This is a genomic window from Enterobacter sp. I4 (assembly GCF_022669095.1).
GTDB classification, from domain to species: Bacteria; Pseudomonadota; Gammaproteobacteria; order Enterobacterales; family Enterobacteriaceae; genus Enterobacter; species Enterobacter pasteurii.
The window spans coordinates 153,314-169,798 of the sequence record NZ_JALBUO010000001.1 but is presented as its reverse complement, the minus strand read 5'-3'; the positions used below and the strand labels follow the sequence as shown (position 1 = coordinate 169,798).

Genomic DNA, 16,485 nt, shown 5'->3' with positions numbered 1-16,485 from the left:
ACCCTCCCGTGAACCAGCGGGATAGAGCGAAAGACAAAGACCGGAAATAAACTAAAGCGCCCTTGTGGCGCTTTAGTTTTTGATGCTTTTACACGGCAACAGGCGGCGCTGGCTCAATCTTCCTCCAGCAGGCGCGCCCCCGTCCCCTGTTCGCCCAGCCTGTCGCCCGGGTTACGCAGCGGGCAATCGCTACGGGATAAGCACCCGCAGCCAATGCATCCGTCCAGCTCATCGCGCAGCGCTACCAGGGTATGAATACGCCGGTCCAGCTCCTCTCGCCACTGGGACGACAGCTCCTTCCACTCTTTTGCGCTCAGGGAGTGCCCTTCCGGCAACACGCCGAACGCGTCCCCAATCGTGGCCAGGGGGATACCGATACGTTGCGCAATTTTAATGATGGCCACGTAGCGGAGCACGTCACGGGTGTAGCGCCGCTGGTTTCCGGCGTTACGGATACTTTTTATTAACCCTTTGCTTTCATAGAAGTGAAGCGCCGACACCGCCACGCCGCTTCGCTTAGCCACTTCACCGGGGGTTAACAGCGCTTTGATGCGCGGCAATCTCTTTTCCATAAAACCTCTTTACCTCAAGTTAACTTGAGGAATTATACTCCCCCGCAGAGAAAACGACGAATCAACCAGGACAGATGTCTCCACAGAGGGGTAACCTTATGTCGCATCAGCAAATTATTCAGACGCTTATTGAATGGATTGATGAACACATCGACCAGCCGTTAAGCATTGATGTGGTCGCTAAGAAGTCGGGCTATTCGAAATGGTATCTTCAGAGAATGTTCCGCACCGTGATGCACCAGACGCTCGGGGACTATATCCGCCAGCGCAGGCTGCTGCTGGCGGCACAGGCGTTACGCTCTACGCAGCGGCCCATTTTTGATATCGCGATGGATTTGGGTTATGTGTCGCAACAAACGTTTTCCCGCGTGTTCCGCCGCGAGTTTGACCGAACGCCGAGCGACTACCGCCATCAGCTTAATTAATGCGTGTTAACGCGATGGCTGCTGCTGCCAGGCCATAAACGCCTGGGGCGGCATCGCTTTCGCGAAGTGCCATCCCTGACAGTACTGCACGCCGCGTTTCAGCAGCCAGCTCACCTGATCCCCCGTCTCGACCCCTTCCGCAATGGTCTTTAGCCGCAGGCTTTGCGCCATCTCTATGATGTGCTCGGCAATCAGGTGGCTGGTGCTGTTGGTGGTTAAGGTATCGATAAAGGATTTGTCGATTTTCAGAATATCGACGTTCAGCGAATAGAGGTTATGCAGGTTAGAGTAGCCGGTTCCGAAATCATCAATCGCCACTTCATAGCCCGCCTGGCGGAACGCCTGAATCACCGGCGTGGTTTTGGGCACATCAATAAAGCCACGCTCCGTCACTTCAATTTTGATCTGCTGCGCGCGAACCGCGTAGTAGCGGGCTTTGTCTGAGATCAGCGCGATAAGACGCGAGGAGTGGAAGTCCGAGGCCGACAGGTTAATCGAGATATAGAGATGAGGATGAGCGGCAAGAAAATGCCCCAAATCGCTGAACACCTCCTCCACGACGTAATCCGTTATGCGCTCGATCATCCCCTCTTTTTCGGCCAGGGGAATAAACTCCGCCGGGCTCATGACCTGTCCGTTAAAGCCGGGCCAGCGCAGCAGCGCCTCTGCACCCACGCACTGGTTATTTTTAATATCAATAATGGGCTGATAATGTACGCAAAGCTGCCGCTTATTCAGCGCCCGGTGCAGAAGGCGGCCAGGGGAATTAAATTCACGGTGCGTGCGGGACCACACCAGCAGAATAATAATGCTGCAAATCATCCCCAGCGGCAGCGTCAGGGTAGCCTGATGATAAAGCGTTTGATAAAAGCGGGCGCTGGAGGTTGAAACGATGGCGGCAATGGGCCGCGTTTCCGATTTCACGATCGTATAAAACCGGTCATCCTTTTGAAACGCCGCGTCCTTATGTCCAATCATCGAGCTTAATAAGGAAATATTGGCTTTCTGGCTAACGGAAAAAAAAGCATTGCTGACGGTGTCATACACGCCCCACGCCAGGGCACGATCGTCTGACATCACTTCGCTATATGAAAGCGGATTAACCACCACCACATTATGTCCGCGCTGCACATATATCATTTTATAGCCGTTAAAAAATGGCGTATCGCGAAAATAATAGATGGCAACGTCGGGCTTGCGATTGTAATTGGCAGTGGAGATCGTATAAGGATGTGCCGGTGTAGAAATGGTCGAACAAAGAAAACTCTGACCTTCAGCATAAATTAAATCAGCAACAAACAGGCGGCCGCGGACAACGTTCAACATATATTCACGATGCTCCGGCGTACAAACTTTACCCTGATATTTTTCCGCCTCGTCCTGCGCCAGACCAATCTGTTGAATAACCAGTTCAGTTTTGTCTAAAGCAAGTTCAGCAAACGTGCGAAGCTGGGAACTGGTTTCCGACACGGCTCTCAGCTGGGCAAACCATAGCGCAAGCATCACCGGCAGCATGACTACCATGATAATCCCTACCGCTCTGAGCACCTTGCGCCGCGCGCTACGATTCATTTCCCGCTCTATATCCCTGCATGTTGTACGCCTGCGGCAATCAAGGCCGGCTGCTTTGAAAAACAGGTGATTACGTTGCATGAATCATGCGAAGTTAGCAACTGACTTTTGGTATTAAAAATCTGAAATTTCATGATGACGATAATATTTTCCCGTAAGCCAAACTAAAAGTATTCGTTTCGTTTAAGGTAAGGAAATAATTACCCGCGGCAGAAGTGAAAAGTCCGCCAACATGAAATAGGGTGCTATTTGTTCCCGTGCTGATTTATAAATAATCAGATGCCAGGACCGTTTTCCGTTTTTCCGTACGCCTGGCGTCATATAAGGCATTATCGGCACGGGTCAGTATTGCTGAGTTTCCCGCTGCCGCTCACGCTTCAACCACGCCTGCGCTGAAGGAGAGCACCGGCGCCGCCCAAGGAGAGATTTGCCCCATGCCGCCGGCTGGTGCAGCGTTTTCAGCGAACGCCGGGCGTTGAGCGACGCCAGCGCCTGCATGCCGTCGTTAATAAGCGCCCGTTTTTCTTACATTATCTGTTCTCTGCACCGCAGAGATGCTGATTTGCGCGACGGAGATATATTTTCCTGAGCTATAAATCCCCTTTTTTCGACGCGCAGAGACTGGCGAATAAAACATCAAATGTGATATAGTTCACACATCTTATGTAACGAGAAACATTGTTTCATTCCAGTTCGTCTGCTCTGTCGAGGATGGGTTTTATGGCAACCATTACCACCAGCATGGTACTCCTGCGCTGGCCGTTGTTAAGCGCGATTTTGATGTTCCTGGCCAGCACGTTAAACATTCAGTTTCGAAAATCGGATTACGCGGGTCTTGCCGTCATTAGCACCCTGCTGGGACTAGGCGCCGCGTGCTGGTTCGCGACAGGTCTGCTCGGCATTACGCTGATGGATATGGCCGCCGTCTGGGAAAACATTAAAGTGGTAATGGTGGAAGCCATGAGCCATACGCCACCAGACTGGCCGATGGTCATTACCTGATTATCTATTGATAACAAGCTGTTGAAAGCCTCCTGCGGGAGGCTTTTTTATTTCCAATTGTAATGATAACCATTCTCATATTAATATAGCGGCGTGATGATTAACTTTTGATGCATTCCGCATGTCTGACCGCGCCGCCAACACAGCTTCTTTGACCCTCGAATCGCTTTACGGCGCGCATCACGGCTGGCTGAAAAACTGGCTTACCCGCAAACTGCAGTCCACCTTTGATGCCGATGATATCGCGCAGGACACCTTCCTGCGGGTGATGGGTAGTGACGCCCTGACCACAATCCGCGATCCGCGCGCCTTCCTGTGCACGGTTGCTAAACGGGTGATGGTCGATCTCTTTCGCCGAAACGCGCTGGAAAAAGCCTACCTGGAGATGCTGGCGCTTATGCCAGAGGCGCTGGCACCGTCACCGGAAGCGCGCGAAAGCCAGCTGGAAACCCTACAGCTTATCGACGCCATGCTTGACGGGCTCAGCGGCAAAACGCGCGAGGCTTTTTTGCTGTCACAGCTCGAGGGCCTTTCCTACAGCGAGATTGCCCAAAGGCAGTCCGTCTCCGTCAGCTCGGTAAAAAAATACGTGGCAAAGGCCGTTGAGCACTGCCTGCTGTTTCGCCTGGAGCACGGCCTGTGAATCCTTCCGTAACCGACTCCCGCCGCCGGGCGCTGCGCTCGGCATCGCACTGGTATGCGGTATTAAGCGGCGAACGCGTCAGCCCGCAGCAGGAAGCGCGCTGGCAGCAGTGGTATGAAGAGGACCAGGATAATCAGTGGGCCTGGCAGCAGGTCGAAAACCTGCGCAGCCAGCTCGCCCGCGTGCCGGGTAAGGTTGCCAGCCGGGCGCTGCAGGACACCCGTCTTACCCGTCGTCACGTCATGAAAGGTCTGCTGCTGTTGCTCGGCGTCGGCGGCGGCTGGCAGCTCTGGCACTCTGAAGCCGGGGAAGGCCTGCGTGCCGACTACCGTACCGCCAGAGGCGCGGTCAGCCATCAGCGGCTGGAGGATGGTTCACTGCTCGCGCTCAACACGCAGAGCGCAGCGGATGTTCGTTTTGACGAGCATCAGCGTACCGTCCGGCTCTGGTACGGCGAAATTGCCGTCGCTACCGCTAAAGATGAGCGCCAGCGGCCTTTCCGCGTTCTGACCCGCCAGGGCCAGCTCACCGCGTTAGGCACGCGGTTCTCCGTGCTGCATGAGGACAACACCACGCTGCTCACGGTCCAGCAGCATGCGGTTGAGGTTTCACTGGCACGCCATCCTCAGGAAAAACGCATCGTAAACGCTGGCGAAAGCCTGCGGTTCAGCGACGCTGAGTTCGGCGAGACGATGCCGGCGGAGGAGGAAAGCGCCAGCTGGACGCAGGGGGGGCTGAGCTTTAGCGATAAACCGCTGGGTGAGGTTATTGCCACGCTGAGCCGCTACCGCAGCGGCGTACTGCGCTGCGATCCGGCGGTGGCGCAGCTACGGCTGAGCGGCACCTTCCCGCTGAAAGATACCGATGCGGTTCTGAACGTTATAGCACAGACGCTGCCGGTGAAAATTCAGTCAGTTACGCGCTACTGGATCACCCTCTCTCCAGCGTAAGAAAAATAATTCTCATTTCGATTGTCCTTTTTACCCTTCTCGTTCGACTCATAGCTGAATACAACAAAAATGATGATGGAGAAGGTATGACGCCTTTACGCGTTTTTCACTCAGCAACACCTTTGGTTAACGCCATTCGCCTGAGCCTGCTGCCGCTGGCCGGGCTTTCGCTATCCGCCTTCGCCGTACAGGTCGATATCGCACCGGGCACGCTCGATAAAGCGCTTAACCAGTATGCCGCACGCAGCGGAATTACCCTGTCGGTTGACGCCAGCCTGACGCGCGGCAGGCAAAGTAACGGTCTGCACGGCGACTACAGCGTCGAAAGCGGCCTGCAGCAGCTGCTGAACGGCAGTGGCCTGCAGGTTAAAGCGCTGGGTAACAACAGCTGGACGCTGGAGCCTGCTCCCGCTCCACAGGAAGATGCCCTGATCGTATCAGGAGACTGGCTGGGCGAAGCGCGTGAAAACGACGTATTCGAACATGCCGGCGCGCGCGATGCGATTCGCCGTGAGGATTTCGCCAAAACCGGCGCAACCACCACGCGCGAAGTGCTCAACCGCATTCCCGGCGTTAACGCCCCGGACAATAACGGAACCGGCAGCCACGATCTGGCGATGAACTTTGGTATTCGCGGCCTCAACCCGCGTCTGGCCAGCCGCTCGACCGTGCTGATGGACGGTATTCCTGTGCCGTTTGCCCCCTACGGCCAGCCGCAGCTCTCTCTTGCACCCGTCTCGCTCGGCAACATGGATGCGATTGACGTGGTGCGCGGCGGCGGAGCGGTTCGCTACGGGCCGCAAAGCGTGGGCGGCGTGGTGAACTTTGTCACCCGCGCGATCCCACAGGATTTCGGCATCGAAGCGGGGGTGGAAGGCCAGCTCAGCCCCACCTCCTCACAAAACAACCCGAAAGAGACCCACAACCTGATGGTGGGCGGCACGGCGGATAGCGGATTCGGCACTGCCCTGCTCTACTCCGGCACCCGCGGCAGCGACTGGCGCGAGCACAGCGCAACCCGCATCGACGACCTGATGCTGAAAAGCAAATATGCGCCGAACGACGTGCACAGCTTTACCAGCCTGCTGCAATACTACGACGGCGAAGCAGATATGCCCGGCGGCCTGTCCCGCGCGGATTACAACGCCGACCGCTGGCAATCTACCCGTCCGTACGATCGTTTCTGGGGCCGTCGCAAGCTGGCAAGCCTGGGCTATCAGTACCAGCCTGACGGTCAGCATAAGTTTACCGTTCAGGGCTTTTATACCCAAACCCTGCGCAGTGGCTATCTGGAGCAGGGGAAACGTATCACGCTCTCCCCGCGAAACTACTGGGTACGCGGCATCGAGCCACGTTACAGCCAGAGCTTTACGATCGGCCCGACCGCGCACGAAGTGGGCGTAGGTTATCGCTACGTGAATGAATCCACCCACGAAATGCGCTACTACACCGCCACCCGTAGCGGCCAGCTGCCGTCCGGTTCAAGCCCTTACGACCGTGACACCCGCTCCGGTACCGAGGCGCACGCCTGGTATCTGGATGACAAAATTGACGTCGGCAACTGGACCATCACGCCGGGCATGCGTTTTGAACATATCGAGTCATACCAGAACAACGGCATCAAAGGCACGCACCAGGAAGTGAGCTACAACGCCCCGCTTCCGGCACTAAACGTGCTCTATCACCTGACTGACAGCTGGAATCTTTATGCAAACACCGAAGGCTCGTTCGGCACCGTACAGTACAGCCAGATTGGCAAGGCTGTGCAAAGCGGCAATGTGGAACCGGAAAAAGCGCGAACCTGGGAGCTCGGCACCCGATACGACGATGGGGTGCTGACGGCGGAAATGGGGCTGTTCCTGATTAACTTTAACAATCAGTACGACTCTAACCAGACTAACGACACCGTTACCGCGCGCGGCAAAACGCGCCACACCGGGCTGGAAACCCAGGCTCGTTACGATCTCGGTACCCTGACCCCGACGCTGGATAACGTCTCTGTTTACGCAAGCTACGCCTACGTGAATGCGGAGATCCGCGAGAAAGGCGACACCTATGGCAATCAGGTGCCATTCTCCCCGAAACACAAAGGTACTCTGGGCGTGGACTACAGGCCGGGCAGCTGGACGTTCAACCTGAACGGCGATTTCCAGTCCAGCCAGTTTGCGGATAACGCCAACACCGTTAAAGAGAGCGCCGACGGCAGCACCGGACGCATTCCGGGCTTTATGCTCTGGGGCGCGCGCGTGGCGTACGACTTTGGCCCACGGATGGCCGATCTCAACCTGGCGTTCGGGGTGAAAAACATCTTCGACCAGGCGTACTTCACCCGCTCTTACGACGACAACAACAAAGGCATCTACGCTGGCCAGCCGCGCACGCTGTATATGCAGGGGTCGTTGAAGTTTTAACTCCCGCCAGCCCGACCTGCACGCGGGTTTTGCAGGTCGGGTCAGCGAAGCGCTACAGGACACAGGCTACTCACATGTTCACACCATTACGCACCCTTTTCGCCGCTCTGCTGCTGATCGCCGGCCACGCCTTTGCCGTCACGGTTCAGGACGAACGCGGCACGTTTACGCTGGATAAAACGCCGCAACGGATCGTGGTACTGGAGCTGTCGTTCGCAGACGCGCTGGCCGCCGTAGACGTCAGCCCGGTCGGTATTGCCGACGATAACGATACCAACCGCATCCTCCCCGAGGTGCGCGCGCGGCTGAAGCCCTGGCAGTCCGTCGGCACGCGTGCGCAGCCGAGCCTGGAGGCGATAAGTGCCCTGAAGCCGGACCTGATTATTGCCGACAGCAGCCGTCATTCAGGCATCTATGGCGCGTTGCAGAATATTGCTCCGGTATTATTGCTCAAGTCACGGAACGAAACGTACGCGGAAAACCTGCAGTCTGCCGCCCTCATCGGCGACGTTGTGGGGAAATCAGCACAGATGAAGGCCAGGCTGGCGCGTCATAAACAGCTGATGGCGCAGTGGGCCAGCCAGCTGCCAAAGGGAACGCTGGCGATCTTCGGTACCTCCCGGGAACAGCAGTTCAACCTGCACACCCGGGAGACCTATACCGGCAGCGTCCTGACCGCCCTGGGGCTAAAGGTGCCGACGGCGATGGCCGGGGCATCCATGCCGTCTGTTGGGCTGGAGCAGCTGCTGGCGCTCAATCCGGCCTGGCTGCTGGTTGCGCATTATCGCGAAGAGAGCATCGTTAAGCGCTGGCAGCAGGATCCGCTCTGGCAGATGTTAACCGCGGCGCAAAAACAGCAGGTTGTTTCGGTCGACAGCAACGCCTGGGCGCGGATGCGCGGTATTTTCGCCGCCGAGCGCATCGCCAGCGATACGGTAAAAATCGTTCATCACCAGCCTTTATCCGATGTGAAATAATGCCTATCAGACATCCGGCGCTACGGTGGGGCCTCCCCGCTGTCGCGCTCTTGCTTCTTTTCTGGCTGAGCCTGTTTTGCTACTCGGCCATTCCCGTTTCCGGGGCTGACGCTTTTCGCGCCCTGCTGCCTGGCCACGCGCCGACGCTCCCCGAGGCGCTGGTGCAAAACCTCAGGCTACCGCGCAGCCTGGTTGCGATCCTGACCGGTGCAAGCCTGGCCCTTGCAGGCTCGCTCCTGCAAACCATGACGCATAACCCCATGGCCTCTCCTTCCCTGCTCGGCATTAACAGCGGGGCAGCGCTGGCCATGGCGCTTACCAGCGCGCTGAGCCCGACGCCGGTGGCCGGTTTTTCCCTCTCCTTCATCGCCGCATGCGGCGGCGGCGCGAGCTGGCTGCTGGTGATGACCGCAGGCGGCGGATTTCGCCATACGCAGGACAGAAACAGGCTGATCCTCGCGGGTATCGCCCTGTCGGCCTTTTGCATGGCCCTGACCCGCATTACGCTGCTGCTGGCGGAAGATCACGCTTACGGCATTTTCTACTGGCTCGCAGGGGGCGTTTCACACGCCCGCTGGCAGGAGTTCTGGCAGCTCCTGCCGGTGGTGGCCATTGCCGCGCCGGTCGTGTTGCTGCTGGCGAAGCAGCTGAATCTGCTTAACGTCAGCGACAGCACCGCCCATACGCTGGGGGTGGATCTGCCGAGGCTGCGCCTCATCATCAACGTACTGGTGTTACTTCTGGTGGGAGCCTGCGTCAGCGTGGCGGGGCCGGTGGCCTTTATCGGGCTGCTGATGCCGCATCTGGCACGCTACTGGACAGGATTCGATCAGCGCAGCGTCTTGCCGATAAGCATGCTGCTGGGCGCGATGTTTATGCTGCTGGCTGATGTACTCGCCCGCGCGCTGGCTTTCCCCGGCGATCTTCCCGCCGGCGCGGTGCTGGCGCTGGCCGGTGCCCCCTGCTTTGTCTGGCTGGTCAGGAGGCGGGGATGAAAAAGGTGCTGGCCATCGTGCTTGCCCTGGCAGGGTGTTCCCTGCTGTCGCTCCATCTGGGCGTAATCCTCGTTCCGTGGCGTTCGCTGCTGACCGACTGGCAGCCCGGACGCGAGCACTATTACGTATTGATGGATTACCGACTGCCGCGCCTGCTGCTGGCGCTGTTTGTCGGGGCGGCCCTCGCGGTGGCGGGCGTGCTGGTGCAGGGGATCGTACGTAATCCCCTGGCCTCGCCGGATATTCTCGGCATCAACCATGCCGCCAGCCTTGCCTCGGTGGGCGCTTTGCTGCTTATCCCGTCGCTGCCGGTAATGGTCCTGCCGCTGCTGGCGTTTGCCGGAGGCATGGCGGGTCTTTTCCTGCTGAAAATGCTGGCAAATACCCGACAGGCGATGAAGCTGGCGCTGACGGGGGTCGCCCTTTCAGCCTGCTGGGCAAGCCTGACGGATTACCTCATGCTCCTGCACCCGCAGGATGTGAACAGTGCCCTGACGTGGCTGACCGGCAGCCTGTGGGGACGAGACTGGACCTTTGTGAAAATTGCCGTGCCGCTGCTGATGGTATTTCTGCCCCTGAGCCTGCGTTTTTGCCGCGATCTTGACCTGCTGGCCCTGGGCGATGCCCGGGCAGCCACGCTCGGCGTATCGGTATCCCGCACCCGGTTTCGGGGCCTCCTGCTGGCGGTTGCCATGACCGCAACCGGCGTGGCCGTCTGCGGCCCCGTCAGCTTTATCGGCCTCGTGGTGCCGCATATGGTGCGAAAAATTACCGGCGGAAGACACCGCAGGCTGCTGCCCGTTTCTGCCCTGACGGGCGCGCTGTTACTGGTTATCGCCGACCTGCTGGCGCGGGTGATTCATCCGCCGCTGGAGCTTCCGGCAGGCGTTATGACCGCGATTATCGGCGCGCCGTGGTTCGTCTGGCTGCTTGTGAGAATGCGATAAATGACGTTACGAACTGAAAATCTGTCCCTCCGCTACGGCACGCAAACGGTGCTCGACGGGCTATCTCTTACGCTGCCTGCCGGAAAGATCACCGCGTTGCTCGGCCCGAACGGCTGTGGAAAATCGACGCTCCTGAACTGTTTTTCCCGGCTGTTAACCCCTGAGTCCGGGACAATACTGCTTGATGAACAGCCTGTCGCAGGCATGACGGCCCGCCAGCTGGCTCGTCGTCTGGCCTTGCTGCCGCAACACCATTTAACGCCCGAGGGGATCACCGTTCGGGAACTGGTCTCTTATGGCCGCAGCCCGTGGCTACCGCTATGGGGGCGTTTATCCGTTGAAGACAATGCCCGCGTTAACGTGGCCATGAGCCAGACCCAGACCCACGCTCTGGCTGACCGGCGGTTAACCGAACTGTCTGGCGGCCAGCGCCAGCGCGCGTTCCTGGCAATGGTGCTGGCGCAGGATACCCCCGTCGTGCTGCTTGATGAGCCAACGACGTATCTGGACATTAATCATCAGGTTGAGCTGATGCGTCTGATGGGTGACCTCAGGACGCAGGGAAAAACGGTGGTCGCGGTGCTGCACGATTTAAATCAGGCAAGCCGCTACTGCGATTATCTGGTGGTGCTGGCAAGCGGACGCGTGATGGCGCAGGGTACGCCAGAGGAGGTGATGACCCCCGCGTTGCTGAAAGCCGTGTTTAACGTGGAGGCGGAAATCCATCCGGAGCCGGTATCGGGCAGGCCGATGTGCGTGGTGGTGTAGTTTTTTACCGCCCGTAGCCGCGTTGGCCATCGCGTACTAACACACCTACGCGCTAATCGGCAGCGGAAATTTACTGATAATCGCCAGTCGGTTCTGGTGGTGCTCTTCATCGCCCCAAAGCCAGTTCACCTGATCGCCTATATCACTGTCTTTCACAATCGGCCGCATTTCACAGCTGATCATGTCGTACGCATACAAATGATGCCCACTGGCGATGGCATCATATAGACGCGACTGCCAGAAGCTCATGCCATCTCGTGTCTGATGGCGGTCTGTAACAATGACGTTGTATTTTTCCAGTAAATAGTGAGAAAACACTTTTCCTGGCAAATCGCGCAACACGCCACGGTGCGACGGTTTAGGCGAGCGCCATATCAGAATTTGCGTCACTGGCATGTAATTTAAAAATGCATCTTTCTGATAAATCACGCGATTGTAGTAAACAATCTCCTGCGTAATTTCATTGACCAGCGCCAGTTCAAAGTGCTCATTAGGAATATCAGCAATTCGATTTTCAGCTCTGACAAAATGATATCCCGGCGGGAATGGGCCAAAGCACAGTTCTTCATCCACTGACGCGCAAGGGGAAATTTCATTCAGCAACGCAGCGTTGTGGTTATCCACCGTGAGCATTGCGAATGTCTTCTGAACGTCTGCGGGATCAAAGAGTTGTTGTGGCATAGCTCCTCGCGGATGATATGGGTCAGGTACCCAATATAACGTGATGAGTATTAAACAAGAAGCCCTGCAACAGCAGGGCTTTTTTTAGTGCTGAAGACAATCAGAACGGGATGTCGTCGTCAAAATCCATTGGCGGTTCGTTAGACGGTGCCGGAGCAGACTGCTGCTGCGGACGTGACTGCGCGCCGCCGCTGAACTGGTTGCCGCCCTGTGGCTGCTGAGGCTGGCCCCAGCCGCCCTGCTGCTGACCGCCACCCGCTGGTGCGCCACCGCCCTGACGGCCACCCAGCATCTGCATGGTGCCGCCAACGTTGACCACCACTTCCGTGGTGTATTTTTCCTGACCGGATTGATCGGTCCATTTGCGGGTGCGCAGCTGGCCCTCAATGTAAACCTGAGAGCCTTTACGCAGATATTCACCGGCCACTTCTGCCAGCTTGCCAAACAGCACTACGCGGTGCCATTCGGTCTGCTCTTTCATTTCACCGGTCGCTTTATCACGCCAGGATTCGGAAGTAGCCAGCGTAATGTTGGCAACTGCGCCACCACTCGGCATGTAGCGTACTTCCGGGTCCTGGCCCAGATTACCGACGAGAATCACCTTGTTTACGCCTCTGCTGGCCATGTTCGTGTCTCCTGAATACGTTTCTTAATAGTGTAAACGCGCGAGTGTACCATTTCCATGCGACACTTTGATAGTTGCGTAGCATGTTCCAGAGTTCTCTCGCGGACTCGACATTGTTACACAGACAATCAGAAAATGCATTCCAATACTGTATATTCAAACAGGTCATTTTGTGTCATAATTAGCCGTTTCTGACAGCCGTTTGTCCTTCAAACAAATCAGGCAATCCGTGTTCCAACCGGGAAAGGTGAATGGATAAGATCGAAGTTCGGGGCGCCCGCACCCATAATCTCAAGAATATCAACCTCATAATCCCTCGCGACAAACTTATCGTCGTGACCGGGCTTTCGGGGTCTGGCAAATCCTCACTGGCTTTCGACACCTTGTATGCCGAAGGACAGCGTCGTTACGTTGAATCACTCTCGGCGTACGCGCGTCAGTTCCTGTCGCTGATGGAAAAACCGGATGTAGACCATATTGAAGGGTTATCGCCTGCTATCTCCATTGAGCAGAAATCCACGTCGCATAACCCGCGCTCCACGGTCGGTACGATTACCGAAATCCATGACTACCTGCGTCTGCTGTATGCGCGCGTGGGCGAGCCGCGCTGTCCGGACCACGACGTCCCGCTGGCGGCGCAGACCGTAAGCCAGATGGTGGATAACGTGCTGTCGCAGCCGGAAGGCAAACGCCTGATGCTGCTTGCGCCAATTATTAAAGAGCGCAAGGGCGAGCACACCAAAACGCTGGAAAACCTGGCAAGCCAGGGCTATATCCGCGCCCGTATCGATGGCGAAGTGTGTGACCTGTCGGATCCGCCAAAGCTGGAGCTGCAAAAGAAACACACCATCGAAGTGGTGATTGACCGCTTTAAGGTGCGTGACGATCTGGCGACCCGTCTGGCGGAATCCTTTGAAACGGCGCTGGAGCTCTCCGGCGGCACGGCGGTGGTTTCCGACATGGACGACGCAAAAGCGGAAGAGCTGCTGTTCTCCGCTAACTTCGCCTGCCCGATTTGCGGCTACAGCATGCGTGAGCTGGAACCGCGCCTGTTCTCGTTCAACAACCCGGCGGGCGCATGCCCAACCTGCGACGGCCTGGGCGTGCAGCAGTACTTCGATCCGGACCGCGTGATCCAGAACCCGGAGCTGTCGCTGGCGGGCGGGGCCATTCGCGGCTGGGATAAGCGTAACTTTTACTACTTCCAGATGCTGAAATCGCTGGCGGAGCACTATAAGTTCGACGTCGAAGCCCCGTGGGCCAGCCTGAGCGCAAACGTGCACAAAGTGATCCTGTTCGGCTCCGGTAAAGAGAACATCGAGTTCAAATACATGAACGATCGCGGCGATACCTCCGTGCGCCGTCACCCGTTTGAAGGGGTGCTGCACAACATGGAGCGCCGCTACAAAGAGACCGAATCCAGCGCGGTGCGCGAGGAGCTGGCGAAGTTCATTAGCAACCGCTCCTGCGCCACCTGCGAGGGCACGCGCCTGCGTCGCGAAGCGCGCCACGTGTTTGTTGAAAACACGGCGCTGCCGACCATCTCAGACATGAGCATCGGCCACGCGATGGACTTCTTCAACAACCTGAAGCTCTCCGGCCAGCGGGCGAAAATCGCCGAAAAAGTGCTGAAAGAGATCGGCGACCGTCTGAAGTTCCTCGTTAACGTCGGCCTGAACTACCTGACGCTTTCCCGCTCCGCGGAAACCCTGTCCGGCGGTGAAGCCCAGCGTATTCGTCTGGCGAGCCAGATTGGCGCGGGCCTGGTCGGCGTGATGTACGTGCTGGATGAGCCGTCTATCGGCCTGCACCAGCGCGATAACGAACGTCTGCTCGGCACGCTGGTTCACCTGCGCAACCTTGGCAACACGGTGATCGTGGTTGAGCACGACGAAGACGCAATTCGCGCCGCAGACCACGTGATTGACATCGGCCCGGGCGCTGGCGTGCACGGCGGCCAGGTGGTTGCGGAAGGAACGCTGAAAGACATTATGGCGGTGCCGGAGTCGCTGACCGGTCAGTACATGAGCGGAAAGCGCAAGATTGAAGTGCCGAAACAGCGCGTGGCAGCGAACCCGGAAAAAGTGCTGAAGCTAACCGGGGCGCGCGGCAACAACCTGAAAGACGTGACCCTGACGCTGCCCGTCGGGCTGTTCACCTGTATTACCGGCGTGTCCGGTTCCGGTAAATCGACGCTGATCAACGATACGCTGTTCCCGATTGCGCAGACGGCGCTGAACGGCGCGACGCTGGCCGAACCTGCGCCGTACCGCGACATTCAGGGGCTGGAGCATTTCGATAAGGTTATCGATATCGACCAGAGCCCGATTGGCCGCACGCCGCGCTCCAACCCGGCGACCTATACCGGCGTCTTTACGCCCGTACGTGAACTGTTTGCCGGCGTGCCGGAAGCGCGCTCGCGCGGGTATACGCCAGGACGCTTCAGCTTTAACGTGCGCGGCGGCCGCTGTGAAGCGTGCCAGGGCGACGGCGTGATCAAGGTTGAAATGCACTTCCTGCCGGATATCTACGTGCCGTGCGACCAGTGCAAAGGCAAGCGCTATAACCGCGAAACGCTGGAGATTAAGTACAAAGGCAAGACCATTCACGAAGTGCTGGATATGACCATCGAAGAGGCGCGCGAGTTCTTTGACGCCGTCCCTGCGCTGGCACGCAAGCTGCAAACGCTGATGGACGTGGGTCTGACCTATATTCGTCTGGGACAGTCAGCGACGACGCTGTCCGGCGGGGAAGCGCAGCGCGTGAAGCTGGCGCGTGAGCTGTCCAAACGCGGTACCGGTCAGACGCTGTATATTCTGGACGAGCCGACCACCGGCCTGCACTTTGCGGATATCCAGCAGCTGCTGGACGTGCTGCACCAGCTGCGCGATCAGGGCAACACTATCGTGGTCATTGAGCACAACCTGGACGTGATTAAAACCGCGGACTGGATTGTCGATCTCGGCCCGGAAGGCGGCAGCGGCGGCGGTGAAATCCTCGTCTCCGGTACGCCAGAGACCGTTGCAGAGTGCGAAGCCTCGCACACCGCGCGCTTCCTCAAACCACTGCTGTAATCGTCACACGGAGAGCTGCTGACGAATTGTTTCCGGCAGCAGCTCAACCGCCTGTTGATACGACGCGTCTACCAGATAGTAAATCTGCGATCCCGGCAGCGAGCCGTCGAGAAACACCGTACTCCAGTGCGCTTTATTCAGATGCTTGCTTGGCCTGACGTCATCGTGCTGCTGGCGCAGTAAATCGGCCAGTTCCGGGCTGGTTTTCAGCGACGCCGCAGGACGTCCCTCCACCTCTTTCACCATCGCGAACAGCACGTCACCCACTTTGATCTGCGTGGCTTTCCAGTCGCTGTGAACGCTTTGTTCCGCGCCAGGCTTGCTCATGCAGTACTGAAGTATCTCCGAAATTGTCATCATTATTCCCCTTGTAGCGTTGCGATAATTTTACGCGAACCACCGTGAATGCGATGCTCTCCCAGCCAGATCCCCTGCCAGGTACCCAAAAGCAGGCGTCCATTGTGGACCGGCAGCATCAGCGAGACGCCCAGCAAAGAGGATTTGATATGCGAAGGCATATCGTCCGCCCCCTCGTAATCATGCTCATACGGAGCGTTATCCGGAACGCTTTTCAGGAAATGTCTTTCCATATCGGACCGGACGGTGGGATCGCAATTTTCATTAAGCGTGAGAGAAGCTGAGGTGTGCTGAAGCAGCAGATGCAGTAAACCCGTTTTAACGCGCGACAGGTCGCGGATTTGACCGATGACTTCGTCCGTCACAAGGTGAAATCCGCGTGGTTTTGCGCTTAGGGTCAGGGTCTGTTGATACCACATGTGCTGCTCCGTGTTGAAAGATGAATCTTTCTAAGTGTGCAGCAAGAAAGCGAAAGGTAAAACCCGC

At 57.6% G+C, this 16,485-nt stretch carries 16 protein-coding genes; 10 read left to right on the top strand and 6 right to left on the bottom strand.

What is annotated here, in order from left to right; translation table 11 throughout:
- Positions 1–113 precede the first annotated feature (113 nt).
- Entirely contained in the window at positions 114–572 is a 459-nt protein-coding gene (gene soxR, locus MOQ06_RS00810) for a redox-sensitive transcriptional activator SoxR (RefSeq protein WP_176608944.1), read from the bottom strand.
- Positions 573–670: 98 nt separating this feature from the next.
- Here soxR and soxS point away from each other — a divergent pair, with 98 nt between their 5' ends.
- Positions 671–997 carry a superoxide response transcriptional regulator SoxS gene (soxS, locus tag MOQ06_RS00805; protein WP_148422194.1) on the top strand — a complete coding sequence of 109 codons (327 nt, stop codon included), beginning with the start codon at positions 671–673 and terminating at the stop codon, positions 995–997.
- 6 nt (positions 998–1,003) lie between these two features.
- Here the strand turns inward: soxS and MOQ06_RS00800 are convergent, their stop codons facing one another.
- Positions 1,004–2,569 (bottom strand): EAL domain-containing protein, encoded by a 1,566-nt coding sequence (locus MOQ06_RS00800; RefSeq protein ID WP_242169969.1) that lies wholly within the window; start codon positions 2,567–2,569, stop codon positions 1,004–1,006.
- Positions 2,570–3,289: 720 nt separating this feature from the next.
- Between MOQ06_RS00800 and MOQ06_RS00795 the strand changes: the two genes are divergently transcribed.
- The 8 genes from MOQ06_RS00795 (at position 3,290) to fecE (ending at position 11,262) form a co-directional block, all read left to right on the top strand.
- Complete coding sequence (locus MOQ06_RS00795; RefSeq protein WP_242169966.1) at positions 3,290–3,571, top strand: YjcB family protein; 282 nt, start codon at positions 3,290–3,292, stop codon at positions 3,569–3,571.
- A 121-nt stretch (positions 3,572–3,692) separates the two neighbouring features.
- Complete coding sequence (fecI, locus tag MOQ06_RS00790; protein ID WP_020686643.1) at positions 3,693–4,214, top strand: ferric citrate uptake sigma factor FecI; 522 nt, start codon at positions 3,693–3,695, stop codon at positions 4,212–4,214.
- Positions 4,211–5,164, top strand: a complete 954-nt coding sequence (gene fecR, locus MOQ06_RS00785; protein ID WP_242169965.1) for a ferric citrate uptake sigma factor regulator FecR — start codon at positions 4,211–4,213, stop codon at positions 5,162–5,164. The genes fecI and fecR overlap by 4 nt, the downstream gene beginning before the upstream one ends.
- An 86-nt stretch (positions 5,165–5,250) precedes the next feature.
- On the top strand, positions 5,251–7,575 hold the full coding sequence (gene fecA, locus MOQ06_RS00780; protein ID WP_242169962.1) for a TonB-dependent Fe(3+) dicitrate receptor FecA: 2,325 nt from the start codon (positions 5,251–5,253) through the stop codon (positions 7,573–7,575).
- 74 nt (positions 7,576–7,649) lie between these two features.
- Positions 7,650–8,552: a Fe(3+) dicitrate ABC transporter substrate-binding protein FecB gene (locus MOQ06_RS00775; RefSeq protein ID WP_193356425.1), complete on the top strand. Its 903-nt coding sequence runs from the start codon at positions 7,650–7,652 to the stop codon at positions 8,550–8,552.
- Positions 8,549–9,547, top strand: coding sequence for an iron-dicitrate ABC transporter permease FecC (gene fecC, locus MOQ06_RS00770; protein ID WP_242173187.1), 999 nt, complete (start codon positions 8,549–8,551; stop codon positions 9,545–9,547). The genes MOQ06_RS00775 and fecC overlap by 4 nt, the downstream gene beginning before the upstream one ends.
- Positions 9,544–10,494 carry a Fe(3+) dicitrate ABC transporter permease subunit FecD gene (gene fecD, locus MOQ06_RS00765; RefSeq protein WP_193356424.1) on the top strand — a complete coding sequence of 317 codons (951 nt, stop codon included), beginning with the start codon at positions 9,544–9,546 and terminating at the stop codon, positions 10,492–10,494. Before fecC ends, fecD begins: the two co-directional genes overlap by 4 nt.
- Complete coding sequence (fecE, locus tag MOQ06_RS00760; protein WP_148422210.1) at positions 10,495–11,262, top strand: Fe(3+) dicitrate ABC transporter ATP-binding protein FecE; 768 nt, start codon at positions 10,495–10,497, stop codon at positions 11,260–11,262.
- 45 nt (positions 11,263–11,307) lie between these two features.
- On the opposite strand, the gene MOQ06_RS00755 is transcribed toward fecE, so the two are convergent.
- Together MOQ06_RS00755 and ssb1 are read right to left on the bottom strand one after the other, a co-directional pair.
- The gene (locus MOQ06_RS00755) at positions 11,308–11,943 is read right to left on the bottom strand and encodes a hypothetical protein (protein WP_242169959.1); all 636 of its coding nucleotides are present in this window, start codon (positions 11,941–11,943) and stop codon (positions 11,308–11,310) included.
- A gap of 100 nt (positions 11,944–12,043) precedes the next feature.
- On the bottom strand, positions 12,044–12,568 hold the full coding sequence (gene ssb1 / locus MOQ06_RS00750; RefSeq protein ID WP_003860284.1) for a single-stranded DNA-binding protein SSB1: 525 nt from the start codon (positions 12,566–12,568) through the stop codon (positions 12,044–12,046).
- 251 nt (positions 12,569–12,819) lie between these two features.
- On the opposite strand from ssb1, the gene uvrA reads away from it, so the two are divergent.
- Entirely contained in the window at positions 12,820–15,642 is a 2,823-nt protein-coding gene (gene uvrA, locus MOQ06_RS00745) for an excinuclease ABC subunit UvrA (protein ID WP_242169957.1), read from the top strand.
- Between the two features lie 3 nt (positions 15,643–15,645).
- Here uvrA and MOQ06_RS00740 read toward each other — a convergent pair whose 3' ends face one another.
- Both MOQ06_RS00740 and MOQ06_RS00735 read right to left on the bottom strand, forming a co-directional pair.
- Entirely contained in the window at positions 15,646–15,999 is a 354-nt protein-coding gene (locus MOQ06_RS00740) for an MmcQ/YjbR family DNA-binding protein (protein ID WP_148422293.1), read from the bottom strand.
- Between the two features lie 2 nt (positions 16,000–16,001).
- Entirely contained in the window at positions 16,002–16,418 is a 417-nt protein-coding gene (locus MOQ06_RS00735; RefSeq protein ID WP_063159204.1) for a secondary thiamine-phosphate synthase enzyme YjbQ, read from the bottom strand.
- Between the last annotated feature and the right edge of the window lie 67 nt (positions 16,419–16,485).